The sequence below is a fragment of the uncultured Microbacterium sp. genome (genome assembly GCF_963528945.1).
Taxonomy (GTDB): Bacteria; Actinomycetota; Actinomycetes; order Actinomycetales; family Microbacteriaceae; genus Microbacterium.
In genome coordinates, this window is the sequence record NZ_CAURWX010000005.1 from 93,035 (window position 1) to 119,708 (window position 26,674).

24 protein-coding genes are annotated in these 26,674 nt (G+C 72.5%); 15 read left to right on the forward strand and 9 right to left on the reverse strand.

Annotation, left to right across the window (positions count from 1 at the left end; genetic code table 11):
* Window positions 1-46: 46 nt before the first annotated feature.
* The 6 genes from RWS82_RS15040 to RWS82_RS15065 all read left to right on the forward strand — a co-directional run bounded on the left by RWS82_RS15040 (window position 47) and on the right by RWS82_RS15065 (window position 8,677).
* The gene (locus RWS82_RS15040; protein WP_314651757.1) at window positions 47-4,825 is read left to right on the forward strand and encodes a DEAD/DEAH box helicase; all 4,779 of its coding nucleotides are present in this window, start codon (window positions 47-49) and stop codon (window positions 4,823-4,825) included.
* Window positions 4,826-4,845: 20 nt separating this feature from the next.
* Entirely contained in the window at window positions 4,846-5,775 is a 930-nt protein-coding gene (locus RWS82_RS15045; RefSeq protein WP_314651758.1) for an EI24 domain-containing protein, read from the forward strand.
* Complete coding sequence (locus tag RWS82_RS15050; RefSeq protein WP_314651759.1) at window positions 5,775-6,548, forward strand: DNA-formamidopyrimidine glycosylase family protein; 774 nt, start codon at window positions 5,775-5,777, stop codon at window positions 6,546-6,548. Before RWS82_RS15045 ends, RWS82_RS15050 begins: the two co-directional genes overlap by 1 nt.
* A gap of 82 nt (window positions 6,549-6,630) precedes the next feature.
* Window positions 6,631-7,038, forward strand: a complete 408-nt coding sequence (locus RWS82_RS15055; protein ID WP_314651760.1) for a transferase — start codon at window positions 6,631-6,633, stop codon at window positions 7,036-7,038.
* 77 nt (window positions 7,039-7,115) lie between these two features.
* A complete protein-coding gene (locus tag RWS82_RS15060) occupies window positions 7,116-7,916 on the forward strand; it encodes a LysR substrate-binding domain-containing protein (protein ID WP_314651761.1) in 801 nt (266 codons plus the stop codon).
* A gap of 44 nt (window positions 7,917-7,960) precedes the next feature.
* Window positions 7,961-8,677 carry a glutamine amidotransferase-related protein gene (locus RWS82_RS15065; RefSeq protein WP_314651762.1) on the forward strand — a complete coding sequence of 239 codons (717 nt, stop codon included), beginning with the start codon at window positions 7,961-7,963 and terminating at the stop codon, window positions 8,675-8,677.
* A gap of 82 nt (window positions 8,678-8,759) precedes the next feature.
* On the opposite strand, the gene RWS82_RS15070 is transcribed toward RWS82_RS15065, so the two are convergent.
* Complete coding sequence (locus RWS82_RS15070) at window positions 8,760-9,230, reverse strand: glutaminase (RefSeq protein WP_314651763.1); 471 nt, start codon at window positions 9,228-9,230, stop codon at window positions 8,760-8,762.
* Window positions 9,231-9,334: 104 nt separating this feature from the next.
* Between RWS82_RS15070 and purU the strand changes: the two genes are divergently transcribed.
* A complete protein-coding gene (gene purU / locus RWS82_RS15075; RefSeq protein ID WP_314651765.1) occupies window positions 9,335-10,186 on the forward strand; it encodes a formyltetrahydrofolate deformylase in 852 nt (283 codons plus the stop codon).
* On the opposite strand, the gene RWS82_RS15080 is transcribed toward purU, so the two are convergent.
* The gene (locus RWS82_RS15080) at window positions 10,183-11,352 is read right to left on the reverse strand and encodes a nitronate monooxygenase (protein ID WP_314651767.1); all 1,170 of its coding nucleotides are present in this window, start codon (window positions 11,350-11,352) and stop codon (window positions 10,183-10,185) included. The genes purU and RWS82_RS15080 overlap by 4 nt on opposite strands.
* Window positions 11,353-11,447: 95 nt before the next feature.
* Between RWS82_RS15080 and RWS82_RS15085 the strand changes: the two genes are divergently transcribed.
* Window positions 11,448-11,720: a DUF6412 domain-containing protein gene (locus RWS82_RS15085; RefSeq protein ID WP_314651768.1), complete on the forward strand. Its 273-nt coding sequence runs from the start codon at window positions 11,448-11,450 to the stop codon at window positions 11,718-11,720.
* Window positions 11,721-11,782: 62 nt separating this feature from the next.
* Window positions 11,783-12,622 (forward strand): membrane protein insertase YidC, encoded by an 840-nt coding sequence (locus tag RWS82_RS15090; RefSeq protein ID WP_314651769.1) that lies wholly within the window; start codon window positions 11,783-11,785, stop codon window positions 12,620-12,622.
* Here the strand turns inward: RWS82_RS15090 and RWS82_RS15095 are convergent.
* The 3 genes from RWS82_RS15095 to RWS82_RS15105 form a co-directional block, all read right to left on the reverse strand.
* A complete protein-coding gene (locus RWS82_RS15095; protein WP_314651771.1) occupies window positions 12,594-13,538 on the reverse strand; it encodes a DMT family transporter in 945 nt (314 codons plus the stop codon). The genes RWS82_RS15090 and RWS82_RS15095 overlap by 29 nt on opposite strands.
* Before the next feature lie 49 nt (window positions 13,539-13,587).
* Window positions 13,588-14,472 carry an SDR family oxidoreductase gene (locus RWS82_RS15100; RefSeq protein ID WP_314651773.1) on the reverse strand — a complete coding sequence of 295 codons (885 nt, stop codon included), beginning with the start codon at window positions 14,470-14,472 and terminating at the stop codon, window positions 13,588-13,590.
* Between the two features lie 100 nt (window positions 14,473-14,572).
* The gene (locus RWS82_RS15105) at window positions 14,573-14,914 is read right to left on the reverse strand and encodes an ATP-dependent DNA ligase (RefSeq protein WP_314651775.1); all 342 of its coding nucleotides are present in this window, start codon (window positions 14,912-14,914) and stop codon (window positions 14,573-14,575) included.
* A gap of 334 nt (window positions 14,915-15,248) precedes the next feature.
* Between RWS82_RS15105 and RWS82_RS15110 the strand changes: the two genes are divergently transcribed.
* Both RWS82_RS15110 and RWS82_RS15115 read left to right on the forward strand, forming a co-directional pair.
* Window positions 15,249-15,821 carry an FHA domain-containing protein gene (locus RWS82_RS15110; protein WP_314651777.1) on the forward strand — a complete coding sequence of 191 codons (573 nt, stop codon included), beginning with the start codon at window positions 15,249-15,251 and terminating at the stop codon, window positions 15,819-15,821.
* Window positions 15,818-16,336, forward strand: coding sequence for a CinA family protein (locus RWS82_RS15115; RefSeq protein WP_314651779.1), 519 nt, complete (start codon window positions 15,818-15,820; stop codon window positions 16,334-16,336). The genes RWS82_RS15110 and RWS82_RS15115 overlap by 4 nt, the downstream gene beginning before the upstream one ends.
* Window positions 16,337-16,380: 44 nt before the next feature.
* Here the strand turns inward: RWS82_RS15115 and RWS82_RS15120 are convergent, their stop codons facing one another.
* On the reverse strand, window positions 16,381-17,538 hold the full coding sequence (locus RWS82_RS15120) for an alcohol dehydrogenase catalytic domain-containing protein (RefSeq protein ID WP_314651781.1): 1,158 nt from the start codon (window positions 17,536-17,538) through the stop codon (window positions 16,381-16,383).
* Between the two features lie 181 nt (window positions 17,539-17,719).
* Here RWS82_RS15120 and RWS82_RS15125 point away from each other — a divergent pair, with 181 nt between their 5' ends.
* Genes RWS82_RS15125 through RWS82_RS15135 form a run of 3 tightly spaced genes read left to right on the forward strand, consistent with a single transcriptional unit; the run spans window position 17,720 to window position 21,060 of the window.
* Window positions 17,720-19,003: a M18 family aminopeptidase gene (locus RWS82_RS15125; RefSeq protein WP_314651782.1), complete on the forward strand. Its 1,284-nt coding sequence runs from the start codon at window positions 17,720-17,722 to the stop codon at window positions 19,001-19,003.
* Between the two features lie 57 nt (window positions 19,004-19,060).
* Window positions 19,061-20,503, forward strand: coding sequence for a cytosine permease (locus RWS82_RS15130; protein WP_314651783.1), 1,443 nt, complete (start codon window positions 19,061-19,063; stop codon window positions 20,501-20,503).
* Window positions 20,500-21,060 carry a cysteine hydrolase gene (locus tag RWS82_RS15135; RefSeq protein WP_314651784.1) on the forward strand — a complete coding sequence of 187 codons (561 nt, stop codon included), beginning with the start codon at window positions 20,500-20,502 and terminating at the stop codon, window positions 21,058-21,060. The genes RWS82_RS15130 and RWS82_RS15135 overlap by 4 nt, the downstream gene beginning before the upstream one ends.
* Before the next feature lie 139 nt (window positions 21,061-21,199).
* Here the strand turns inward: RWS82_RS15135 and hutI are convergent, their stop codons facing one another.
* Genes hutI through hutH form a run of 3 tightly spaced genes read right to left on the reverse strand, consistent with a single transcriptional unit; the run spans window position 21,200 to window position 25,693 of the window.
* Window positions 21,200-22,390 (reverse strand): imidazolonepropionase, encoded by a 1,191-nt coding sequence (gene hutI / locus RWS82_RS15140; RefSeq protein ID WP_314651786.1) that lies wholly within the window; start codon window positions 22,388-22,390, stop codon window positions 21,200-21,202.
* Window positions 22,391-22,437: 47 nt separating this feature from the next.
* Window positions 22,438-24,147, reverse strand: coding sequence for a urocanate hydratase (hutU, locus tag RWS82_RS15145; protein WP_314651788.1), 1,710 nt, complete (start codon window positions 24,145-24,147; stop codon window positions 22,438-22,440).
* A complete protein-coding gene (gene hutH / locus RWS82_RS15150; RefSeq protein ID WP_314651790.1) occupies window positions 24,140-25,693 on the reverse strand; it encodes a histidine ammonia-lyase in 1,554 nt (517 codons plus the stop codon). Before hutH ends, hutU begins: the two co-directional genes overlap by 8 nt.
* A gap of 58 nt (window positions 25,694-25,751) precedes the next feature.
* On the opposite strand from hutH, the gene RWS82_RS15155 reads away from it, so the two are divergent.
* Entirely contained in the window at window positions 25,752-26,531 is a 780-nt protein-coding gene (locus RWS82_RS15155) for an IclR family transcriptional regulator (RefSeq protein WP_400190106.1), read from the forward strand.
* Window positions 26,532-26,674 lie beyond the last annotated feature (143 nt).

A 26,674-nucleotide genomic window follows, 5' to 3' on the forward strand; every position in this document is an offset into this window, starting at 1 on the left:
GACAACGGCACCCCCGATGTCGGAGGCCTCGACCAAGATGGAGGGGATGAGTGACGTTCTCGAGCGCTTCACCCCCGCCACGCAGGATTGGTTCCGGGGGGCGTTCTCCGCGCCCACCCCCGCGCAGACCGGGGCCTGGGAGGCGATCTCCGCGGGCAGGCACGCGCTCGTCGTCGCCCCGACCGGCTCGGGCAAGACGCTCTCCGCCTTCCTCTGGGCGATCGACAGCGTCTTCCGCGAACGCATGGACGAGGCATCCGCCGAGCGCACGCCGCCGAAAGACGCCCCGCGCACGCGCATCCTCTACATCTCGCCGCTGAAGGCACTCGGCGTCGACGTCGAACGCAACCTCCGTTCGCCGCTCGTCGGCATCGGGCAGTCGGCGCGCCGTCTCGGCGTCGCCGCTCCCGCCGTCACGGTCGGGGTGCGGTCGGGCGACACCACGTCGAGCGACCGGCGCAAGCTCGTCTCCGACCCGCCCGACATCCTCATCACGACCCCCGAGTCGCTGTACCTCATGCTCACCAGCCGCGCGGGCGACACCCTGCGCGGAGTGCACACCGTCATCATCGACGAGGTGCACGCCGTGGCGGCGACGAAGCGCGGCGCGCACCTCGCGGTGAGTCTCGAGCGCCTCGACCGGCTGCGCGCAGACGCGGGCGCCGAGACCGCGGCGCAGCGCATCGGGCTGTCGGCCACGGTGCGGCCGATCGACGAGGTCGCGCGTTTCCTCGGCGGCGCGGCCCCGGTCGAGATCGTCGCCCCGCCCGCCTCCAAGACCTTCGAACTCGGCGTCGTCGTGCCCATGGACGACATGACCAACCCGCCGCCTCCGCCGGGCGCCGCGGCCTCGGGCGGCGATGGCGAGGCCGAGTACACCGAGGTGACCGGGTCGGTGTGGCCGCACGTCGAAGAGGCGATCGTCGACCGCATCCTGCAGAACAACTCGACCATCGTCTTCGCCAACTCGCGCCGCCTCGCCGAGCGGCTCACCGGCCGGCTGAACGAGATCTACGCCGAGCGCATCGGCGTGCCGCTCCCCGACGCCGATCAGGCGAAACCCCCGGCGCAGATGATGGCGCAGGCCGGCGCCACGGCAGGCGCCGACCCCGTGCTCGCGAAGGCCCATCACGGATCGGTCTCGAAAGAGCAGCGCGCGCAGGTCGAAGAGGAACTCAAGTCGGGTGTGCTGCGCTGCGTGGTCGCGACCAGCAGCCTCGAGCTCGGCATCGACATGGGCGCGGTCGACCTGGTGATCCAGGTCGAAGCCCCGCCGTCGGCCGCCTCGGGTCTGCAGCGCGTCGGCCGCGCGGGACACCAGGTCGGCGAGATCAGCCGAGCGGCGCTGTTCCCGAAGCATCGCGGTGACGTGCTGCACACCGCGATCGTCACCGAGCGGATGCTCGCGGGCCGCATCGAGGCCATCCAGGTGCCCCGCAATCCGCTCGACATCCTCGCCCAGCAGACGGTCGCGGCGAGCGCACTCGGGGCCATCAGCGTCGAGGAGTGGTTCGAGACCGTGCGGCGGTCCGCTCCGTTCCAGACCCTGCCGCGCTCCGCGTACGAGGCCACCCTCGACCTGCTCGCCGGCCGCTTCCCCTCCGACGAGTTCGCCGAGCTGCGTCCACGCCTGGTGTGGGATCGCGACGCGGGCACGCTGACCGGGCGACCCGGGGCTCAGCGCATCGCCGTCACCAGCGGCGGCACGATCCCCGACCGCGGACTGTTCGGGGTGTTCGTCGCGGGCGAGTCCACCGGAGCGCGCGTCGGTGAGCTCGACGAAGAGATGGTGTACGAGTCGCGGGTCGGCGACGTGTTCACCCTCGGCACCACGAGCTGGCGCATCGCCGAGATCACGCACGATCGCGTGAACGTGATCCCGGCGTACGGCCAACCCGGCAAGGTGCCCTTCTGGCACGGTGACGGCATCGGCCGACCGTTCGAGCTCGGCGAGGCCCTGGGCGCGTTCTCGCGCGAGGTCTCGTCGGCGACCCCCGCGAAGGCCGCACAGCGGCTCATCGACGCGGGCCTCGACGAGCAGGCGAGGGCCAACCTTCTCGCCCACCTCTCGGAGCAGCAGGAGGCCACGGGCACCCTGCCCACCGATCGAACGCTCACGGTGGAACGCGGGCGCGACGAGGTGGGCGACTGGCGCGTCATCCTCCATTCCCCGTACGGCATGAAGGTGCACGCGCCGTGGGCGCTGGCCATCAACGCACGCGTCCGCGAACGCCTCGGTGTCGAGGGGTCGGCCGTCGCGAGCGACGACGGGATCATCGTGCGCATCCCCGACGCCGATGCCGAACCTCCGGGCGCGGAGCTCTTCGTCTTCGAACCCGAAGAGCTCGAACACCTCGTCACCGAAGAGGTGGGAGGGTCCGCGCTGTTCGCCTCCCGGTTCCGCGAGTGCGCCGCGCGGGCGCTGCTCATGCCCCGCACGAATCCGAACCGCCGCACCCCGCTCTGGCAGCAGCGGCAGCGCTCGGCGCAGCTGCTCGAGGTGGCCCGGCGGCATCCGACCTTCCCGATCATCCTCGAGACGCTCCGCGAGGTCCTGCAAGACGTCTACGACCTGCCGGCGCTGCGACGTCTCGCGACGTCGATCGCCGACCGCCGCATCCGTCTCGTTGAGACGCAGCCCTCGCAGCCGTCGCCGTTCGCGCGCGATCTGCTGTTCGGGTACGTCGGCGCCTTCATGTACGAGGGCGACTCCCCGCTCGCCGAACGTCGGGCGGCCGCACTGTCGGTCGACCCCGCACTGCTGGGCGAACTGCTCGGCACCGTCGAACTGCGTGAGTTGCTCGACCCTGCGGTCATCGCGCAGTTCGAGCGGGAGGCCCAGCGCCTCGACCCCGAGCGCCGAGCGCGGGGACTCGAGGGCGTCGCCGACCTCCTGCGCCTGCTCGGGCCCCTCGATGCCGCCGAGGTCGCCGCGCGCCTCGCACCCGAGGGTGAGGCGGCCCAGAGCGAGACCACCGAGAGCGAGACGGCCGAGGCGGCCGAAAGCGGAGCGGCCGAAGGCGAGGAGACAAACGGCGAGGCGGCCGACGGCGAGCCGGCCGGGAACGGCGTTCGCGGATCGGATGCCGTCGCGACCCCGACCCCCGCGCCGTCGCCCGCCCTGCTCGACGCGGCGGCCGCGCACCTCGAGGCGCTGGTGCAGGCCCGCCGCGCCATTCCGGTGACCATCGCCGGAGTCGTGCGCATCGCGGCGATCGAAGACGCCGGTCGCCTGCGCGACGCGCTCGGCGCAGCCCTGCCCACCGGCATCCCCGTCGCTTTCCTCGAACCGCTGGCCGATCCGCTCGGCGACCTCGTCGCCCGGCATGCCCGTACCCACGGCCCCTTCACGACGGATGCCGTCGCCCACCGGTTCGGCATCGGCGCCGCCGTGGCCCGCCACACGCTGCAGCGTCTCGAGACAACCGGGCGCCTCACGAGCGGCTTCTTCCTGCCCGAGGCGGCGGGTGGGAGCGGCGCATCGAAGGACGACATCGAGTGGAGCGACGTCGAGGTGCTGCGCCGCCTGCGGATGCGCTCGCTCGCCGCGATCCGGGGCAGCGTCGAGCCGGTCTCGCCCGAGGCGTTCGCCCGGTTCCTGCCCGACTGGCAGCACATCCACCGTCCCCTCGAGGGCATCGACGGGGTGCTCGCGGTGATCGAGCAGTTCGCCGGCGTGCCGATTCCGGCGAGCGCCTGGGAGTCGCTGGTACTGCCCTCCCGCGTGCGCGACTACTCCCCCGCCATGCTCGACGAACTGACCTCGTCTGGCGAGGTGATCTGGTCGGGTCACGGCACCCTCCCGGGGCGCGACGGATGGGTCTCGCTGCACCCCGCGGATCTGGCGCCCTTCACCCTGCCCGAACCCGATGCGGAGATCGCGGCGGATTCACTCGACGCTCGGCTGCTGGGCGCACTCGGCGCCGGAGGGGCGTACTTCGCCGCCCAGCTGAAAGAGATGGCGGGCGCCGAGAACGAGCAGTCCGTGCTCGAGGCGCTGTGGAACCTGACCTGGTCGGGTCACGTGACGAACGACACCTTCGCGCCCATCCGCTCGCTGCTGGCCGGCGGGTCGCAGGCGCACCGCGTGAAGCGCCGCGCTCCACGCACCCGCACCTACCGCGGTGTCTCCCTCACGCGCTCGGCCCCGCGGCCGACCGCGGTCGGCGGGCGCTGGTCGCTGCTGCCCACCGCCGAGACCGACGCCGCCCGTCGCGCCACCGTCGCGGCCGGACTCCTGCTCGACCGGTACGGCGTGGTGACACGGGGCTCGGTGCAGGCCGAGGGAGTGCCGGGCGGCTTCGCGCAGACCTATCGCGTGCTCGCCGGATTCGAGGAGGCCGGGCACTGCCGCCGCGGCTACGTGATCGAGAAGCTCGGCGCCGCGCAGTTCGCGGCATCCGCCACGGTCGATCGGCTGCGCAGCTTCGCCGGCCTCGCCGATCCTCCCCCTCGTACCGCGGTGACGCTCGCCGCCACCGACCCCGCCAATCCGTACGGGGCCGCCCTCGCGTGGCCCAAGCGCGAGGGCGTCTCGCACCGCCCGGGACGCAAGGCGGGAGGTCTCGTGGTGATCGTCGACGGGGCGCTCGTCCTCTACCTCGAACGGGGAGGCCGCACGGTGCTGTCGTTCACCGACGACGAGAACGTGCTGATGGCTGCGGCGGCCGACCTCGCCGCCACCGCCCGGGCCCGACGCCTCGACACGCTCACCGTCGAGAAGATCGACGGGGACGGCGTATACGGCACACCCCTCGCCCTCGCCCTGCAAGATGCGGGCTTCGTTGCGACGCCGCGGGGCTACGCCCTGCGCAAGGCCGCCTGATCCGCCCGTACCCTGAGACCATGCTCCGCGAGTTCTTCACCGGCGTCGGCCTCCTGTTCGGCGGGTTCCGCTTCTGGCGGGTGCGCCCCGGCCTCATGGTTCTCGGACTCCTTCCCGCCCTCATCGCGGTGGCGCTCCTGGCGGCGGCGATCCTCCCGCTGGCCTTCAACATGACGGCGATCGCCGAATGGGCGACACCGTTCGCCGACGGGTGGGACGAACTGTGGCGCACCTCGCTGCGCCTCGTCGTCGGCGCCGCGATCATCGTGGCCGCGCTGGCGCTGGCCAGCGCCGTGTTCACGGCACTCACCCTCACCATCGGTGACCCGTTCTACCAGCGCATCTGGCACGCCGTCGAGACCGAACTGGGCGACCCGCCGCCGGCCGACGGCGGAGGATTCTGGACCTCGGTCGGCGAGGGTGTGCGCCTCGTGCTGCTCGGCATCGTCATCGCCGTCATCGTTCTCGTTGTCGGTTTCCTGCCGCTCGTCGGCGGCATCGCGAGCGCGGTGCTCGGCGTGGTGCTCTCGGGGCGTCTGCTGGCGCGCGAACTCACCGGACGCGCCTTCGACGCCCGTGATCTCTCGTCGCTCGACCGCGCGGCCCTCTTCCGCGGCAGTCGCGCGCGGGTGCTCGGCTTCGGCATCGCGACGCAGCTCTGCTTCCTCATCCCGGGTGGGGCGATCGCGATCATGCCGTCGGCCGTCGTGGGATCGACCGTGCTGGCCCGCACGATGCAGCGTCGCCTCGCCGCCAGCCACCCCCCACCGCAGCCGCCCGCCCCGCAGCCGCCCGCCCCGCAGCCGCCCGCCCCGCAGCCCCGGGTAACTCAGCACCCCGCACCGCAGCCCCGCGCTCCGCAGCCCCCCGCACCGCAGCCGCCGGCACCCCAGCCCCCCGCACCGCAGCCCCCCGCACCGCGCCCGCCCGTTCCCGGACGGCCCGACTGATGCCCGAGGGCGATACCGTCTTCCGCACCGCGCGCCGCCTCGACGAGGCGCTGGCGGGCGCCGTGGTCACCCGTTTCGATCTCCGCGTGCCGCGCTTCGCCACCGCCGACCTCACCGGTCAGACGATCCACGGGTGCGTGCCCCGCGGCAAGCACCTGCTGCTGCGGATCGGCGACAGCACGCTGCACTCGCACCTGCGCATGGACGGAGCCTGGTTCACGTATCGAGCCGGTGAACGCTGGCGCCACCCCGCCTTCAAGGTGCGGGCGATCGTCGGCACCGCCGCGCGCGAGGCCGTCGGCGTCGACATCGCCGAGATCGAGCTGGTCCCCACGCGCGACGAAGAGGAGCTCGTCGGCTACCTGGGCCCCGACCCCCTCGCCGACGATTGGGACCCGGCCGAGGTGCTGCGCCGGCTCGCGGCCGACAGCCGCAGCATTCATGTCGCGTTCCTCGATCAGCGCAACGTCGCCGGTTTCGGCAACCACTACATCGCCGAACTGCTGTTCCTGCGCGGGGTGCTGCCGACCACTCCCGCGCCCGAGGTCGACCTCGCCGCCCTGCTCGACCTCGGCGTGCGCACCATCCGCATGAACCGCGACCGACGCAACCGCACGTTCACGGGCATCGACCGCCCCGGGCAGGGTTCGTGGGTGTACGGCCGTGCAGGAAAGCCGTGCCGACGGTGCGGAACCCCCATCCGTCAAGGGTCTCTCGGCGCAGACCCGACCCGCGAGAGGATCACCTTCTGGTGCCCGGTGTGCCAGCGGTGAACGGGATCCATCCGAGGGAATGAAAACCTTCGACTCATGGTTATTCCTGACACGGGGAAAACCCCGGAACACGGGAGGAATCGTGGGTAAGAACTACGTCGACATCGAGAACGACCGAGGCGACACGCTGCGCTACCGCAAGCACGCCAACGGTCGTGGTCTCGTCGCGCACGGCGCGAAGGTCCATCCGAGGGCTCTCGTCGAGGCGGGCGCGTACATCGAACCCGGCGCGCGCATCGGCGCCGGCGCCACCATCGCGCGCGGCGCATGGATCGAACCGGATGCCGTGATCGGCGACAACGCGCACATCGACGCGCACGCGCACATCGGTGAGGGTGCTGCCGTCGGCGACGGCGCGCACATCGGCGTCCGCACCGAGATCGGTGCCGGGGCCCGCATCGTGCGCGGCGCGCGCATCGGCGACGACGAGACGGTGGCCGCCGGCCGCACCGTCGCCACCGACCGCAAGGGGCTCTGGCTCGCCGCCTGACCCGACGAGCCGTCATGGTGCGTACCCGAACGCACCGGCCGCCGGCGGTGAGCGCGCCGCCGGATACCCTGGGGAGCATGGCGACCCAGGGCAAGCGACCGGCGCGGCGACCGCACAAGCCGACACCGAAGCGCACGACCCCGCAGATGGGCGCGGGAGCGAAGGGCGCGACAGCGAAGGGCGCGGCAGCGAAGCGTCCCCCGAAGAACGGCCCGTCCGACGCATCGACGCGAGCCGCGTCGGAGAAAGCGGCAACCCCGATCGCCGCCGACGAGCCGCGCACCTTCCGCCTCGGGGCGGTCGCGGGGGCGACTCCCGGCACGTGGATCGATCGCTGGAAGCAGCGGATGCCCCAGGTGCCGTTCGAGCTCGTCCGCATCGAGATCGGCGATCAGCGAGCCGCGATCGACGAGCTCGACGCCGCTCTCGTGCGGTTGCCGCTCGGCATGCCCACCGGGCGTCCCGACGACGAGCTCCACATCATCGCGTTGTACGACGAGGTGCCCGTGGTGGTGGCCTCGGTCGAGTCGCATCTCCTCGCGGCCGATGAGTTGACCCTCGCCGATCTCGCGGGAGAGGTCGTGCTCACGCTGAGCGACGACCCCCTCGCCGGGTTCGTCGTGCCGGATGCCGTCGCGCCGCGGTTCGGTGCCCTCTCCGTCGCCGACGCCGTCGCCACGGTCGCCACGGGAACGGGGGCGGTGGTCGTGCCGATGTCGCTCGCCCGGCTGCACCACCGCAAGGACGTCGACTGGCGTCCGCTCGTCGACGGCCCGACCTCGACGGTGGCCCTCGCCTGGCGGCGCGAGCACACGACCCCCGACGTCGAGACCTTCGTCGGCATCGTGCGCGGGCGCACCGCGCACTCGTCACGCTGAGTCACCGGCGCGGGCAGGCCGCGCATTCTCGTTAGAATTCTCGGATGCCCTCGCTTCTCTACGTCTGCGTGCGCCCCGAGACGGGTGCCGCCGATGCCGAGCACGCCTCGTTCCGGCGCGCGCTCGGCGTGGACGTGGTCGATCGCCTCGATCTGCTCGAGGAGCCCCTCGATCGCGGGCGCCTCGAGGGGTACCGCGGGATCGTGGTGGGCGGTTCGCCCTTCAACGTCACCGATCCGGCGAAATCACCCCTGCAGCAGCGGGTCGAAGCCGATCTCGAGACCTTCGCGGGTCAGGCGGCGGAGGGCCTCATCGCCGGCTTCTTCACCTGCTTCAGCATCGGCGTCGTCACCCGGATGCTCGGAGGCCAGGTCGGCACCGACACCCCGGAGTCGGCGAGCGCGACCGTGATCCGCACGACGGAGGCGGGGGCATCCGACCCCGTGTTCGGTCCGAGCGGTCCCGCGCTCACGGTGTTCACCGCGCACAAGGAGGGCGCCGTCGCGACGCCCCCGGGAGCGACGCTGCTCGCGACGAACGACGTCTGCCCCGTGCAGGCGTACCGCGTCGGGACACACCTCTACACGGCGCAGTTCCACCCCGAGCCCACGCCGCGCGACTTCGCCGACCGCATGACGTTCTATCGCACGACCGGCTACTTCGACCCGGAGGAGTTCGACCTCGTGCAGGGACAGGTGCTCTCGGCATCCGTCACCGAGGGCGCCGCTCTGCTCCGACGCTTCGCCGACACCTTCGTCTGAACCGGTCCCCGCCCGCCCGCGCCCGCCGACCCGCCGCGGCCACCCACCCGCCGCGCCCGCCCCGTGTCGTCAGCGCGTCCCCTCAGGCGGATGCCGCCCGCAGCAGCTCCACCCGCTCGCGCAGGTACGTCTCGAGCGGCATGTACCCGCCGGCGGCGCTCCACCGCACCGAGGGCACGCCGTCGACCGAGGCGAGCGGTCCGGATGCTCCGCCGGCATCGACCGCCTGCACGTCGATCATGCTCCAGCCGACGTGCACCACGTCGCCCTCGTCGAAGCCGCCCTTGAGCGCCAACGCCCGTCGTGCTGCGCGCTCGCGCGCCGACTCGGCGGTGTAGCCGCGGCGGCCGGGGTCGGCGGCCCGCAGCACCTCGGCTGTCGCCAACGCCTGGGTCTCGGTCAGCAACAGCACGCCGAGGTGCCAGGCCTCTCCCACGCGGACGATGCGGTGCCCGCGCCAGCGCGATCGGCGCTCCTCACCCAGCCCCTCCGTCGGCGCTCCGGCGAGATCACCGACCGCGCGGGTCAGCAGATCGGAGGCCGTCGGATGCATCCCCCCAGGCTAGCGATCGCCCACCGCCTGCGGGTCGTGACGCAGGCGATTCGCCCCGGCGACCTGTGGCACGGCAGAATCGATGCACACCCTGAGGAGACGCCATGGCACAGCCCGACACCGCACGCCTTCTGATCGCGTGCGACGACCAGCCCGGCATCGTCGCCGCCGTCGCGAACGCGCTGGCCGAGCACGGCGCGAACATCATCTCGCTCGACCAGCACTCGACCGATTCCGAGGGTGGGCGCTTCTTCCAGCGCACCGTCATCCACCTGCCCGGGCTCGCGGCGGCGCGTCCGGCGCTCGAAGCGAGCATTGCGGCCGTCGCGGAGCGCTTCGGCATGGAGTGGTCGCTGCACGACGTGTCGCGCCGCAAGCGCGTCGCGATCTTCGTCTCGAAGTACGACCACTGCCTCATGGAGCTGCTGTGGCGCACCCAGCGCGGCCAGCTCGACATCGATGTGACGATGGTCATCTCGAACCACCCCGACCTCGCCGAGGCGGTGCGCTCGTTCGGCGTGCCGTTCGTGCACATCCCCGGGGGTGACAAGGCCGTGATGGAGGCCCGACAGCTCGAGCTGCTGCAGGGCAACGTCGACCTCGTCGTGCTCGCCCGCTACATGCAGATCCTCACCGACGACTTCATCGAGCGTCTCGGCGCCCCGGTCATCAACATCCACCACTCGTTCCTGCCCGCCTTCATCGGGGCGAACCCGTATGCGCGGGCGAAGGAGCGCGGCGTGAAGCTGATCGGCGCGACCGCGCACTACGCCACGGCCGACCTCGATGAGGGACCGATCATCGAGCAGGACGTGACGCGCGTCACGCACGGTGAGTCGGCGGCCGAGCTGCAGAGCCGCGGCGCCGATGTCGAGCGCCTCGTCCTCGCTCGCGCGGTGCAGTGGCACGCCGAGGACCGCGTCATCGTGCACGGTCGCTCGACGGTGATCCTCTAGCAGCCGGCCTCCGGCGCCGGAGCCCCGTTCCAGGCATTGCGGTTCTCTTCGATGAGCGCGTCGAGCTCGGCTCCGGACGGTGCCTGTCGAACGGGCGCCGCGTTCGCGCCGGTCTCCGCCATCACGAGCCCGGCCCGCAGCTCGTCGAAGACCCCGCGCGCAGTGTCGAGGCGGGCAAGCGGCGCCGCCTGCCCCATCCACAGCGACTGGAGCTCGCCGAGGCCCTGCTCCCCCGCGGCCGCTCGGAATCGCCCGGTCAGCCAGTTCTGCATCGGGAAGGGCGCGATGGTGCCGCTCGCCTCGATGGCACGGACGGCGCGGTTGCGCGCGCCCCGCGCCAGACGGCCGCTCATCGCCCGGGTGAGAACCGTCTCGTCGGCGGCGGTCGCGCGGATCGCGTCGCGGTGCGCGGGCGTCGCGGCCGACTCGACGGTCGCGAGGAAGGCCGTGCCGACCTGCACGGCGGAGGCGCCGAGCGCGCGCGCCGCGGCGACACCCCGACGGTCGGCGATGCCACCGGCCGCGATCACCGGCACCCGCACCGCGTCGACCACCTGCGGCACGAGCGCGAAGGTGCCGACCAGCGAGTCCTCGGCGGGCCGGAGGAAGGAGACCCGGTGGCCCGCGGCCTCCATCCCGGTGGCGACGATCGCATCGACGCCACCGTCGGCGAGCGCAACCGCCTCGGCCACCGTCGTCGCGGTGCCCACCACGCGGATGCCCCGCCGGTGCGCCTCATCGATCACCGCCGCATCCGGCACGCCGAACACCACGCTGAGCACCGCCGGAGAGACATCCCACACCGCGTCGAGCTGCTCGGCGAGCGACGGCACGTACGCCTCGGGCCGCGTCGGCACGTCGACGCCGACTGCGTCGTAGAACGGTCCGAGCGCCTGAGCGAAGATCGCGTGCTGCGCGTTCGGGGCGACCTCGTCGCCCGTGGGCAGCCACAGGTTCAGCGCGAACGGCCGGGCCGTGGCGTCGCGCAGCGCGGCTCCGACCGTGCGGATGCGCTCGGAGTCGTAGCCGTACAGGCCGAACGATCCCAGCCCTCCGGCCTCGCTGACCGCCGCCGTGAGGGCGACGGACGAGAGCCCGCCGAAGGGGCCGAGGACGATCGGATGCTCGATGCCGAGGAGGTCGCTCAGGTCGCGGTGGTCGCTCATGCCCTCGAGCCTATGCCCGGCCACCGACGCCGCCGCGGGCCTCCGCGAGGCCTCCGCACGGCCCTGCCGTCGGCGCCCGATGCTACGCTCGCACCATGTCCGGGTGGTTCGAGAGCGTGCTGAGCGTGGTGCTCGCCGCGCTCGGGCTGGTGTCGGTCCCCGACGCCGCAGCGCTCGGCCTCGCCCTCGCCCTCGTCGCGGTCACCGCGCTCGTCGTGGCGGTGGCGCTGAGCATCCGTCCGTCCGCCGGAACCCGCGCGCCGCATCCCTGGCGTGCGATCGATGCCTCCGCCCTGCTGGCGCAGAGCGATCCGGATGCCGCCGGCCACCCGCGACCGCGAGCGCCGGGAGGGGCGATCCCCGCGTAGTCCGTCGAGAACGGGACTGCGCGGCTTCGCCGACCCTCCCGACCTCATGAAACGGACAACCGATGGACATCTTCGCCTTCCCACCCCTCGCCGCGCTCCTCGACGCCGCCTACGGCGCCCTCGCCGGCCTCTCCACCCTCCTCACCCCCGTTGCCGGAGCATCCGCTGCGGCCCTGGCGGTCGTGCTCGTCACCCTGATGGTGCGCGCCCTGCTCATTCCGGTGGGCTTCTCGACCGCGCGCGCCGAGCAGACGCGCGCCCGCCTCGCCCCGCGCCTGCGCGAGCTTCAGCGCCGCCACAAGAAGAACCCGGAGCGGCTGCAGACCGAGATGCTCGCGCTGTACCGCGACGAGAAGACCTCGCCGTTCGCCGGCATGCTGCCCGTGCTCGCGCAGGCGCCGGTGGTGGGGCTGCTGTACACCCTCTTCATCCGCCCCGAGATCGCCGGTCACCCGAACGATCTGCTCACGCACGACCTGTTCGGCGCCCCGTTGGGGGAGAGCCTGGCCGCGGCCGTGTTCGGGGGCGCAGCCACGCCCGCCACGCTCGCGGTGTACGCCGTTCTCCTGCTCGTCATCGTGGCGACGGCCGAGGTCACCCGCCGCGTCTTCCGCCCGGCACCCACCGACGACGATTCCCCGATGAACTCCCCCGCGATGCAGCGCGTGTTCGGGTCGCTGCACTACCTCACGGCCGTCTTCGCGTTGTTCGTGCCCCTGGCCGCGGCGCTCTACCTCACGGTGACGGTCGTGTGGACGCTGGTGCAGCGGATGCTGCTGCGCCGCCGTTACCCGCTTCCGACCGCGACACCGGCGGCCTCGGCCACCCGCGCCGGCGGCGCCTCGACCCGTGGGCGCGGCGGACGTGCCCGGCTCAGTCGGGCAGCGGGATCGGCGCGGTGAACGGCCCGTCCGATCCGTCGACCGCGTCGTCCCCGCCCGCGAGGCGGGAGCGGCCTGCTCGACGGATGCCCAGGGTCGTGCCGACACTGGCGGCGACGACGAGCGCGATCGCGAGCATCCGCAGGCCGCTCGCATCCTGACCCAGGACGAGCCACCCGGCGAGCGTCGCAAATGCGGGCTCGAGGCTCAGCAGCACCCCGAACACCCGCTGCGGGAGGCGTCGGAGCGCGGCGAGCTCGAAGCTGTAGGGGATCACCGACGACAACACGGCGGTGATCCCCGCCAGCAGCAGCAGCTGCGGGTCGCCGGCGACGACGCCCGCGGTCGGCACACCGACGGGCAGCAGCAGCACGGCCGCGACCACCAGCCCCATCGCGAGACCGCCGCTGCCGGGAATCAGCGCGCCGACGCGCGCACTGGTGCGGATGTACATCGCCCAGAACCCTGCCGCGACGAGGATGAAGACCACACCGAGGGGATCGAGCGGCTCCGCACCGACGACGCCGTCGACGAACAGCAGGCCCATGCCGATGACGGCGACGGCCACCCACACGGCGTCGCCGAGCCGTCGGGTGAGCACCGCGGCGAGAACCAGCGGCCCCAGGAACTCGATCGCCACCGCCGGCCCGAGGGGGATGCGGTCGATCGCGGCGTAGAAGAACCCGTTCATCGCGGCCAGCGACAACCCGAACAGCACGGCCGCGGTCCACTGCCGTCGGTCCCAGTGCCGGAAGCGCGGCCGCACGATGACGAGCAGCAGCAGGGCGGCGATCGCCACGCGCAGCGACGTGACGCCCCACGGCCCGAGCACGGGGAACAGCTGCGCCGCGACCGCGGCCCCGAAGGGCAGCGAGAGGCACGAGCCGATGACGAGGGCGACCCCCGTCAGCGGGCGGGTCGGCGGGGGATGCTGCACGCTCTCCAGCGTAGGGCTCCCGAATGCGCCGTCCCGCCCGCGCGGAGGGTCAGAGGTGCTTGCCGCCCGTGACGGGGAGGACCGCTCCCGAGGTGTACGACGACTCGTCGGATGCGAGGTACACGTAGGCCCCCGCCAGCTCGGCGGGCTGGCCGGCGCGACCGATCGGGGTGTCCTGCCCGAACTCGGCGAGCTTCTCCTCATCCCAGCCGGTCGCCGGGATGAGGGGCGTCCAGATGGGGCCGGGGGCGACGGCGTTCACGCGGATGCCGCGGGGCCCCGCCTCTTCGGCGAGCGCCTGCACGAACGCGACCTGTGCGGCCTTCGTCATCGCGTAGTCGATGAGCCCCGGCGACGGGTTGTACGCCTGCACCGACGCGGTGACGATGATGCTCGCCCCCTCCTCGAGGTCGGGGAACGCGGCCCGCGCGGTGAAGACCATGCCCTCGAGGTTGGTCTGGAAGACGCGGCGCATGCGCTCGGTCTCGAGCGAGGAGAAGTCCTCGATGTCGTGCTGATAGCCGGCGTTGAGCACGAGGACGTCGAGCCCGCCGAACGCGTTCCTCGTCTGCGCCACGATGTCGGTTGCGAAGGCCTCGTCGCGCACGTCGCCCGCGATGCTGAGCCCCTCACGGCCGGCGTCGCGGATGAGGCGCACCGTCTCGTCGGCATCCGCCTGCTCCTCGGGAAGATGCACGATGGCGACGTCCGCACCCTCGCGGGCGAAGGCGATCGCCGCCGCGCGGCCGATCCCCGAGTCGCCGCCGGTGATGAGCGCGCGGCGCCCCTCGAGCCGGCCGTGCCCCTCATACGAGTCCTCGCCGTGGTCGGGCGTCGGGTCGGTGCGGTCGTTCGTTCCCGGCTGTGCCTGCTCCTGGCCGGGGAAACCCTCTTCGCGGTGCGCGTCTCGGGGGTCTGTCGTGTTGTCGGTCATCCGTGTCACCTCGGTTTCGTATCGCGAGGTCACGACGATGCCGGGTGCGCCCGACCCGCCCCAGGGGGTTGACAGATGTCGGGGCTGCGCGCGAGGCGGATCAGGCGGGGGCGCTGCCCGGGATCTCGGAGGGCGTGGATGCGTCGTGCTCGGGCTCCGGCACCAGGTAGAGGCCCCCCGGGGCGTTCGCCGTGAACGCCAGCGCCTCGATCCATGCGCGGTTGATCGACGGCTGCCGGCTGCCGAAGTACTTGAAGACGAGCGAGCTGCCCGGCTGGATCCACACGGTCGTGCGGCCACCGCCGACGCTCGTGTCTTCACGCCAGCTGAACGGGAACGGCTCGCCCCGGCGCAGCTTCGCGGTGATGACCAGCTGCAGGTGCGTGAGCGCCCGGTCCTCGATCTCGGTCTTGACTCCGCCTTCGTAGACGAACTTTCCCATCTGGCGCTCTCCTCGGTGCGATTCTTTCGGCTCTCCGACCCGGCCGTCGGAATCGCCCACCGAAGCAAGCGTAAGCCCTTCACAGCCCCGGAGCCACCGCGGCCGCGCCCCCGACACGCCGGCTCCTCCATCGATGACCGCACGCGCACTCGGCCGTTCGCTTCGCGTCCCGCTTCCGCGTCGCGAAACGTCATCGTGGAGTCCGTCATCCTGTGCCGCCCGCGCGACGACGCGGTGCCGCTCTTGCGAACGCGTGCCTCCCAAGTCAAGCCCCTGCGGACCCTCTCCCCCGCGCCCTAATGTCGTCGACATGGATCCCGAAAAGGAGAAGACCATGGATGACTCCGATTCGCAGGGCTATACGCCCACGACCACGCATGCCGAGTGGGGCGCGGGTTCGCCGCGACTGCGCGTCAGCCACGAGAACGGCGAGCGCAGCGAGTTCCTCCTCGAGGCCGATGTCGTGCGCGTCGGTTCTGCCGACGGAAACGAGCTTCGGCTGGCCGACACCGACCCGGTGCACGCCACGATCGAGCACGACCAGCGCGACGAGTACGTGCTGACGCTGCACGGCGAGAGCGAGACGAACTCCAGCCCGAGCGTCGACGCCACGCATCCCGGCGAAGGCGTTCGCACGCTGCGCACCGGAGCGCACTTCACGGCCGGCCCGTGGACGCTCGTGTTCGCACGCGACGAGTTCGCCGACCACGGCCGCCCCTTCGGCGGACGCAAGGGCGGGGAGTTCGACGACCAGAAGCTGCAGGCTCCTCGTCCGGACTACAGCGAGGACGCGGAGGCCGCCGACGCCGCCCCGGCTCCCGATGTCGACGCGGCGCCCGTCGGACCCGCACCCGGCACCCCGGGTCCGGACGACGACGACGCGGCGAAGGCGGACGCCGACCGATGACGGACGACGGGCAGACCGAGCACGACCACCTCGCCGACCTCGCGGGCCTCGCCGATGAGCGCGGCCTGCGGGTGTGCGTCGCCGAGTCGCTGACCTCGGGGCGCCTCGCGAGCACCGTGGCGGCGGGCGAGGGCGCGGGCGGCTGGTTCGGTGGCGGCATCGTCGCCTACCAGACGGCCGAGAAGGAGCGCATCCTGGGGGTCACCCCCGGGCTCGACCCCTGCTCGGCCGAGGTCGCCGAGCAGCTCGCCTCCGGCGCCCTGTCGCTCTTCGAAGCCGACCTCTGCGTCGCCACGACCGGCGTCGGCGGCCCCGGCCCCGACGATCGCGGCAATCCGGCCGGCACCGTCTACCTCGGATGGGCGAGCCCGCTTGGGGTCGGCCACAAGAAGCTCATGCTGTCGGGCGACCCGGAAGACGTGATGGATGCCGCGGTCGACGCGGCGGTCACGATGCTGGCGCTCCATGCCGAGAGCATCCGCCCGGCAGGGCCGCTGCGCGGCGAGAACGACTGACGCTCCACCCGCGACCCTGAGCCGCCGCTGAGAGGCCGCGCGGCTCAGGGTCCGGGCACCAGGCCGACCCGCAGGGGCGCCGCGGGTTCGGATGCGGCGGCGAGCGCGGCATCGACGGCCGAGAGCGCCAGGATCGAGCCGACCGCGTCGGCGAACGGATAGGCGCGCCCCCGGCCGGCGAGGAAGGCGACCGCGTCGGCGAGGTCGCCGCCGGCGCTGCCGTGCACCCCGGCGATGGTCGTGCTGCGGGCGGAGAGCCGCGCCGCGTCGATGCCGACGTTCTCGAGGCCGGTCGCGCCCGCGTCGGATGCGCCGGCGCCGACCGCACGATCTGCGGCGGAAGCAGCGGCGACGGGATCCGTGTCGCGCGCATCCCCTCCGACGATGATGACGATGCCCCCGTCGGCCACCGCCTCGATCGCCGCCGCGGTCACCGGCCCCGCCGTGTGGACCACGGCATCCGGTTCGCCGTCGACGGTGGTCGCGCCGAACTCGCGGGCTCGCGCGCGACGCCCCGCGTCGGGGTCGCGCACCTCGACGACGGCTCCGAGTCCGACGGCCATCGCCGTGACCGTGAGCCCGAGCAGACCCGCACCGTGCACCCGCACGCGAGTCCCGACGAGGTCGCGGTGCCTGCGCACCCGGGCGACCGCCGCCCAGGCGGTGGCGGTGGTGCACGCCGCCGGAGCGAGCACGGCGGCGGGGAGGGTCTCGGGAACCCGCACGACGGCGGTTCCCGGACGCAGCTGCACGTGACTGGCGAAGGCACCCGCGAGCTCGCGATCGGGTGCGACCCTCTCCTCGCCGTACCGCGTGGCGGAGGGGCACGACTGCGGCCGCCCGCACAGGCAACGGTCGCACTGTCGGCACGACACGGTGGCCGACCACACCACACGGTCGCCGATGCGCAGCGGCGAGCCGTCGAACGCCGTCGCTCCGGCATCGCCGAGCGCGATGATGCGTCCGACGCTCTCGTGGCCCAGAACCACCGGGGTCGACGCGCGTCGCGCTCCGCGCGCAGCCTCGGCATCCGCACGGCACACGGTCGACAGCTCGACCGCGACGAGCACGTCCTCCTCGCCGAGCGCGACGCCGGGCACGGCGATCGTCTCGTGCGGGTGCCCGGCGGCCAGCAGCACCATGGCCGTCGCCGCGGGCCGCAGCACGACGTCGCGTCGGTGACCGGGCGGGCGCGTGAGCATCGTCCCCATCTCGCTGCCCTTCCTCCGGCTCGGAGCGCGGCGTCCGCTCCTCGCTCGACTCTCCCAGCCGCATCGCCGCGACGACCGAGGACGCACGAGTGTTCAGCCGCTGTTCACCTCGCGAACCACTCGCGAAGGCGCGGGTACGCTCGAAGGGAACCCGTCTGCAGGAAGGCCCCCCATGCCCGTCACCCCGGTCGCCCTCGCCCACGCCGATGACCTCGCCGACTTCGTCGCCGCCTCGCCGTCGAGCTACCACGCGGCGGCCGAGGTCGCCCGTCGTCTCGAGGAGGCGGGATTCACCCGGCTCGCCGAGGAGGATGCCTGGCCCGCGCCCGCCGGCGGACGCTTCGTCGTGGTGCGCGACGGTGCGGCGATCGCCTGGGTCGTGCCGACGGATGCCTCGCCCACGACCCCCGTGCACGTCTTCGGCGCGCACACCGACTCCCCCGGCTTCAAGCTCAAGCCCCAGCCGACGACCGGGACCCGCGGGTGGCTGCAGGCCGGCGTCGAGGTCTACGGCGGTCCGCTGCTGAACTCGTGGCTCGACCGCGAGCTGCGTCTCGCGGGGCGCCTCGCGCTCCCCGACGGCCGCGTCGTGCTCGCGCAGACCGGCGCCCTGCTCCGCCTGCCTCAGCTCGCCATCCATCTCGACCGCACGGCCAACTCCGGCCTCGCCCTCGACAAGCAGGCCGAGACGCAGCCGGTGTGGGGCCTGGGCGATCCGACCGAGGCCGACCTGCTGGGCGAACTCGCCGCCTCGGCGGGGGTCGATGCGTCGGGCATCCGCGGCTACGACGTCGTCGTCGCCGACACCGCGCGCGGCGCCGTCTTCGGCAAGGACGACGCGTTCTTCGCCTCCGGCCGCCTCGACGACCTCGCGTCGGTGCACGCGGGCGTCGTCGCCCTCGCCGCGCACGAGGGCGGAGCGGGCGGCCCCGTCGCCGTGCTCGCCGCCTTCGATCACGAGGAGCTGGGCTCGAGCTCCCGCTCCGGTGCCGCGGGGCCCTTCCTCGAAGACGTGCTCGGGCGCATCTCCGACGGTCTCGGCGCCGATGCCTCGGAGCGCCGCCGCTCGTTCGCCTCCTCGTGGTGCCTGTCGAGCGACGTCGGCCACTCGGTGCATCCGAACTACGTGGGCAAGCACGACCCGGTCGTGCAGCCGGTCCTGGGCTCCGGCCCCATCCTCAAGCTCAACGCGAACCAGCGCTACGCGACGGATGCCGTCGGTTCCGCCGCGTGGCACGAGTGGTGCGAGCGTGCCGGGGTCGCGACGCAGGAGTTCGTGTCGAACAACTCCGTGCCCTGCGGCTCGACCATCGGTCCGATCACGGCGACCCGGCTCGGCATCCGCACGGTCGACGTCGGCATCCCGATCCTGTCGATGCACTCGGCCCGCGAGCTCGCCGGCGTCTCCGACCTGCACGACCTCATGCGCACGGCCGAGGCCTTCTTCCGCTCCTGAGCGTCACGATCGTGCGGCGGCGTTCCCCGCGCGCGCCCGCGGTGCCAGGATGAGAGGATGACGCAGACCCCGCCCGGCCTCATCGAGCGCGCCGGCATCGAGATCATCCCCGAATCCGAGCGCACGGCGAAACCGCGCGATCTGTTCTGGCCGTGGTTCGCCGCGAACGTGTCGGTGTTCGGCATGTCGTACGGCTCGTTCGTGCTGGGCTTCGGCATCTCGTTCTGGCAGGCCACGATCGTCTCGGTCATCGGCATCGTCGTGTCGTTCCTGCTGTGCGGGCTCATCGCGATCGCCGGCAAGCGCGGCTCGGCGCCCACGATGGTGCTGTCGCGCGCGGCGTTCGGCGTGCACGGGCAGAAGGTGCCCGGCATCGTGTCGTGGCTCACCTCCATCGGGTGGGAGACGTTCCTCGCGATCATGGCCGTGCTCGCCACGGCGACGATCATCACGCAGCTCGGCGGCGACGGCAACAGCATCGCGCTGAAGATCGTGGCCACCGTCATCGTCGCGGCGCTCATCGTCGCGGCATCCGTGCTCGGCTACCACACCATCATGAAGATGCAGTCGGTGCTCACCTGGATCACCGGCGCCGTGACGATCCTGTACGTCGTGCTCGCCGCCGGCGAGATCAAGATCGACGCCGTGCTCGCGCGGCCAGACGGCGGCGTCGGACAGGTCATCGGCGCACTCGTGATGGTCATGACCGGGTTCGGTCTCGGGTGGATCAACATCGCCGCCGACTGGTCGCGCTACCAGAAGCGCACCGCCTCCGACGGGGCGATCGTCGCGTGGAACACCATCGGCGGCTCGATCGCCCCGGTGCTGCTCGTCGTCTTCGGTCTGCTGCTCGCCGGCTCGAACGACGACCTCTTCGCGGCCGTGCAGGTCGACCCGATCGGCGCCCTCGCGACGATCCTGCCCACCTGGGTGCTCGTGCCCTTCCTGCTGACCGCGGTGCTGGCACTCGTCTCGGGTGCCGTGCTGGGCATCTACTCCTCCGGCCTGACCCTGCTCAGCCTGGGCATCCGCATCCCCCGCCCGTCCGCGGCGGCGATCGACGGGGCGATCCTCACCGCCGGCACCATCTTCGTCGTGTTCTTCTCGACCGACTTCCTCGGACCGTTCCAGAGCTTCCTCATCACCCTCGGCGTTCCGCTCGCCTCGTGGGCGGGCATCCTGATCGCCGACATCCTGCGTCGTCGGAAGGACTACGACGAGGCCGCCCTGTTCGACGCGAACGGTCGGTACGGCGCGTGGGACTGGACCTCGATCGTCACCATGGTCGTCGCGAGCGTCATCGGCTGGGGCCTCGTGCTCAACAACTTCGCCGACGCGGCGCCGTGGAACAACTGGCAGGGGTATCTGCTGTTCCTCGTCGGCGGGACGGAGGGCGACTTCGCCTACGCCAACCTCGGCGTCTTCGTCGCGCTGGTGCTGTCGTTCCTCGTGACGTTCTTCGCGCGCGCCGGCCGGATCCGGCGGCAGGAGCAGGCGTGACCGGCGCCGCAGCGCAGCCCTGGCTCGTCGTCATCGATCCGCAGGCGATCTTCGCCTCGCCCGAGTCGGCCTGGGGGTCGCCGTTCTTCGCTGAGGTGATGCCCCGCATCACGCGCCTGGCTGCGGCGTTCGGCGACCGGGTGATCGTGACGCGCTGGATGCCGACGGGCGACCGCTCGACGTCGTGGGGCGAGTACTTCGCGGCGTGGCCCTTCGCGGATCAGCCGGCGGAGCATCCGCTCTTCGATCTCGTTCCCGAGGCGGCCGGGCTGTCGCCGCATCCGACCGTGGACCTGCCGACGTTCGGCAAATGGGGAGCCGAGATCGAGGCCGTCGTCGGCCGTGGGGCGCACGTCGTTCTCGCCGGGGTCGCGACGGACTGCTGCGTGATCTCGACGGCGCTGGCCGCCGCGGATGCCGGAGCGCACGTCACGGTCGCGTCGGATGCCTGTGCCGGGTCGACCGCCGACAATCATGCGGCGGCGCTTCGAGTGATGGGCCTCTACCCGCCGCAGATCACCATCTCCGACACCCCCGCCATCCTCGCCTCGCTCTGAGCTGCCCGGCCCTGTCCGCGTGAGGGGTCAGAAGACTTCCGCGTGAGGGGTCAGAACATGCCGCTCGAGCACCCCGGGATGCGGCCGTTGGTGACCCCTTGGCGAGGGACCGGGGGTCGATCCTGGCGGGCGAGGAGCGTCAGGGGCGGATGCCGACTGCGACGCCGTCCTTCCAGACGCGCGCGACCAGGGGCACACCGGGGCGGTAGGCCAGGTGGATGCGCGTGGGGGCGTCGAGCAGCACCAGGTCGGCACGTGCACCGGGCGCGACGACGCCCACATCGTCGCGGCGCAGGGCGCGTGCTCCTCCGGCGGTCGCCGCCCACACGGCCTCGGCGGGCGTCATGCCCATGTCGCGCACCGCGACGGCGATGCAGAACGGCATCGACGACGTGAAGCTCGACCCCGGATTCGTGTCGCAGGCGAGCGCCACGGTGACGCCGGCGTCGATCAGGCGCCGCGCATCCGGGTAGGGCTGTCGGGTCGAGAACTCGACGCCCGGCAGCAGGGTGAGCACCGTGTCGGATTCGGCGAGCGCCGCGATGTCGGCGTCGGTCAGGTACGTTCCGTGATCGACGGATGCCGCGCCCAGCTCGACCGCGAGCGCGATGCCCTCCCCCGGGCCGAGCTGGCTCGCATGCACGCGCGGTGCGAGACCCCGCGCGATCCCCGCCTCCAGCACCCGGCGCGACTGCTCGACCGTGAACGCACCGGTCTCGCAGAACACGTCGATCCACCGGGCGTGCGGCGCGCACCGCTCGAGCATCGGCCCGACCACGAGGTCGACGTACTCGTCGGCGCGATCGACGTACTCGGCCGGCACGACATGGGCGCCGAGGAACGTCACCTCCGGTGTGACCTCGGCCGCGAGGCGCACGAGCCGCTCCTCGTCGGCGACGCTGAGCCCGTAGCCGCTCTTGATCTCGACCGTGGTCGTGCCCTGCGCGAGCATCTCGTCGAGGAATCCACGCAGGCGCTGCCGCAACTCGTCGTCGGTCGCCGCGCGGGTCGCCGCGACGGTCGAGCGGATGCCGCCCGCGGCGTACTTCCGGCCGGCCATCCGTTCCTCGAACTCCACGGCGCGGTCGCCGGCGAACACGAGGTGGCTGTGGCTGTCGACGAACCCGGGGATCACGGCACGGCCGGCGGCATCCACGACCTCGTCGACGGCCGAGGCATCGGGAGCATCCGCCGCCGATCCGACCCACGCGATCCGTCCACCGTCGACGAGCACGGCGGCGTCGTGCAGCGCGCCGGTGCGATCCCCCGACGCGCTCGCGCTCGGAGCATTCGTCGTCAGTTCGCCGATGTTCGTGATCAGCAGGGGCATGGCATCAGCCTCTCAGGCGACGGGGATCGGGGACGCGGACCGCACGGTCAGAGCATCGGGATGTGCAGACCACGCTCGCGAGCGACCTCGCGGGCGTGCTCGTACCCGGCATCGACGTGACGCATCACGCCGGTGCCCGGGTCGTTCGTGAGCACACGCTCGAGCTTCTGCGCGGCGAGCTCGGTGCCGTCGGCGACGGTGACCTGCCCCGCGTGGATCGAGCGGCCGATGCCCACGCCGCCGCCGTGGTGCAGCGAGACCCACGACGCCCCCGAGGAGGTGTTCAGCAGCGCGTTCAGCAGGGGCCAGTCGGCGATCGCGTCGGAGCCGTCCTTCATGGCCTCCGTCTCGCGATACGGCGAGGCGACCGAGCCGGAGTCGAGGTGGTCGCGACCGATCACGATCGGAGCCGACAGTTCGCCCGACGCGACCATCTCGTTGAACTTCAGCCCGGCGAGGTGGCGCTCCTTGTAGCCGAGCCAGCAGATGCGCGCCGGCAGCCCCTCGAAGTGCACCTTCTCCCCGGCCTTCTCGAGCCAGCGGTGCAGGGCGGTGTCGTCGGGGAACAGCTCGGCGATGGCGCGATCGGTCTTCGCGATGTCCTCGGGGTCGCCCGAGAGCGCCGCCCAGCGGAACGGCCCCCGGCCCTCTTCGAACTGCGGGCGGATGTACGCCGGCACGAATCCGGGGAACGCGAAGGCGCGGTCGAATCCGCCGAGCTCCGCCTCGCGGCGGATCGAGTTGCCGTAGTCGAAGACCGCGGCCCCGGCATCCTGGAAGGCGACCATCGCCGCGACGTGCTGCGCCATCGACTCGCGCGAGCGGCGCGTGAAGTCCTCGGGGTCGCGCTCCGCCTCGGCCTTCCACTCCGCGACGGGCACGCCGACCGGCAGGTAGGCGAGCGGGTCGTGCGCGCTGGTCTGGTCGGTGACGATGTCGATCGCGATGCCGCGTCTGTGCAGCTCGGGGAAGACCTCCGCGGCGTTGCCCACCACGCCGATCGACCGGGCCTCGCCCGCGTCCTTCGCGGCGAGCGCGCGATCGACGGCCGCGTCGAGGTCGGTCGTGTACTCGTCGAGGTAGCCGTGCTCGACCCGTCGGGCGAGGCGCGACTCGTCGACGTCGACGATCAGCACCGCGCCCTCGTTCATGGTCACCGCCAGCGGCTGTGCACCGCCCATGCCTCCCGCCCCGCCCGTCAGGGTGAGGGTGCCGCGCAGCGATTCGCGTCCGAGCGAACGGGCCACGGCGGCGAACGTCTCGTAGGTGCCCTGCAGGATGCCCTGGGTGCCGATGTAGATCCACGAGCCCGCGGTCATCTGGCCGTACATCATCAGGCCCAGCTCCTCGAGCCGGCGGAACTCGGGCCACGTCGCCCAGTCGCCGACCAGGTTGGAGTTGGCGATGAGCACGCGCGGCGCCCACTCGTGCGTGCGGAAGACGCCCACCGGCTTGCCCGACTGCACCAGCAGGGTCTCGTCGGGCTCGAGCTCGTCGAGCGTGCGCACGATCGCGTCGTACGCCTCCCAGCTGCGGGCCGCCCGCCCGGTGCCGCCGTAGACGACGAGGCTCTCGGGATGCTCGGCGACCTCCGGGTCGAGGTTGTTCATGAGCATCCGCTTGGCGGCTTCGGCGCCCCAGCTCTTGGCGGTGCGCTGGTTGCCGCGAGCCGCGCGGATGCGGCGGTCGTGGTCGGTGCGGGTGGCCGACGCGGGTGCGGTCGTGGATTCCGTGGTGGATGCGGTCGAATCAGTCATGTGCATGCTCCTTCGCGATGCGGGCGATGGCTCCGGACTGCACGAGTGCGGTCACGGCCTCCATGTCGGGAGAGAGGAAGGTGTCGGGGCCGGGACCTCCGGCCACGGTGCGTACGAGGTCGCGCACGGCCCCGGTCGCTGCACCGGGCTGCAGGGGCGCCCGGAGGTCGAGCGCCCGGGCGCCGGTGAGGATCTCGATCGCGAGCACGCGTGCGAGCCCGTCGATCGCACGACGCAGCTTGCGTGCGGCGGACCAGCCCATCGAGACGTGGTCCTCCTGCATCGCCGACGAGGGGATCGAGTCGACGGATGCGGGGACGGCGAGCCGCTTGAGCTCCGACACGATCCCCGCGGCCGCGTACTGCGCGATCATGAGCCCGGAGTCGACGCCCACCTCGTCGGCGAGGAACGGCGGTAGGCCGCGGTTGCGCGCCGGGTCGAGCGCGCGATCGGTGCGCCGCTCCGACACCGAGGCCACGTCGGCCACCGAGATCGCGAGGAAGTCGAGCACCGCGGCCACCGGAGCGCCGTGGAAGTTGCCGTTCGACTCGATGCGTCCGTCGACCGTGATGACGGGGTTGTCGACGACCGAGGCGAGTTCGCGGTCGGCGATGGACGCGGCGTACCCGGCGGTGTCGCGCGCGGCGCCGTGTACCTGCGGCGAGCATCGCAGCGAGTACGCGTCCTGCACGCGACCGTCCTCCGGTCCCTTGTGGCTGTGCACGATGGGCGAGTCGCCGAGGAAGGCGCGGAGGTTCGCCGCCGACACCGACTGGCCCGCCTGCGGGCGCAGCGCCATGAGGTCGGCCGCGAACACGGCGTCGGTGCCGAGCTGCGATTCGATCGACATCGCGGCGGCGACGTCGGCGGTCACGAGCAGGTCGTCGAGGTCGTGCAGCGCGAGGACGAGCATGCCGAGCATCCCGTCGGTGCCGTTGATGAGGGCGAGCCCCTCCTTCTCGACGAGCACCACCGGCGCGATGCCGGCCGCCTCCAGCGCGACGGATGCCGGCAGCACTTCTCCCAGCCGGCCCTCGCTGTCGCGCACCCGCACCTCTCCCTCCCCCATCGCCGCGAGCGCGATGTGCGCGAGCGGAGCCAGGTCGCCCGAGCATCCGAGCGAGCCGTACTCGCGCACGATCGGAACGATCCCGGCGTTCAGCAGCGCCGCGTACGTCTCGACGACGACGGGTCGCACGCCGGTGCGCCCGGAGGAGAGGGTCTGCAGGCGCAGCAGCTGGAGTCCGCGGACGACCTCCGCCTCGACCTCGGCACCGGTGCCGGCGGCGTGCGAACGGATCAGGCTGGCCTGCAGCTGCAGCCGACGGTCGGGGGCGATGAAGGTCGTCGCGAGCGCGCCGAACCCGGTCGAGACGCCGTAGTGCGGGTGCGGGTCGGCGGCGAGCCCGTCGATGACCGCACGGGTGTCGGCGACGCGGGCGAGGGCCTCGGCGGCGATGTCCACGTGCGCACCTCGACGCGCGACGGCGACGACCTCGGCGATGGACAGCGGCGCAGCGCCGACGGCGACGGATGTTTCACTCATGACTCGATTCCACACCCGCGGGGTGGCCCGCGTCGGCGTCGCGTGGCATCCTGTGTCTGTGATCCCAGACGATTCGAGCGCCGCATCCGATGCCCCGCAGGTGCCGGCGGCCGACCAGACGCTGCGCATCCTGCGCTACCTGGCCGGGCGGCCCGCCCCGGTCGCCGCCTCGGCGATCGCGCGCGACCTCGGCCTGCCGCGGTCGAGCGTCTACCACCTGCTCGCCGCCATGGCGGCCCATGGCTTCGTGCTGCACCTGCAGGAGGACCGCCGATGGGGGCTGGGCACCTCGGCGTTCGAGCTCGCCGGCGGTTACGCCCGGCAGCAGCCCCTCGCCCGACTCGGACGGCCGCTGGTCGCCGCGCTCTCCGACCGCCTCGGCGAGAGTGCGCACCTCGCCGTCATGAGCGGGGGCGATGTGCTGTACATCGTCGAGGAGCGCGCCCCGCGGCGCCCCGCACTCGTGACCGATGTCGGCGTGCGACTTCCCGCCCACCTCACCGCGAGCGGGCGGGCGATGCTCGCCGCGCTCCCCCGCGAACAGGTGCGCGCCCTGTACCCGACCGCCTCGTCCTTCCCCGACCGCACGGGAGTCGGGCCCCGCACGCCGCGGGAGCTGCGCGAGGTGCTGCGCGAGGTCCGCGCACGCGGGTACGCGACCGAGGACAGCGAGGTGGCCGACGGCCTGCGTTCCGTCGGCGCCGTCGTGCGCGACCGGGCCGGTTGGCCGGCGGCCGCCGTCGCCGTCACCTGGGCCGGAGACGCGGTCGATCAGAGCGAACTCGTCGATGCGGTACGCGCCACCGCAGCCACGCTCGAGGCGCGACTTCTGCGATGACGCGCAGGCGCCCGCACGGCGCGGCTGCCTATGTCGCACAACCCCGTAAACGACGAAAAGCCACCCAACATTGGGTGGCTTTTCGTTCTAAAAGAAGTCCGGCGGTGTCCTACTCTCCCACAGGGTCCCCCCTGCAGTACCAT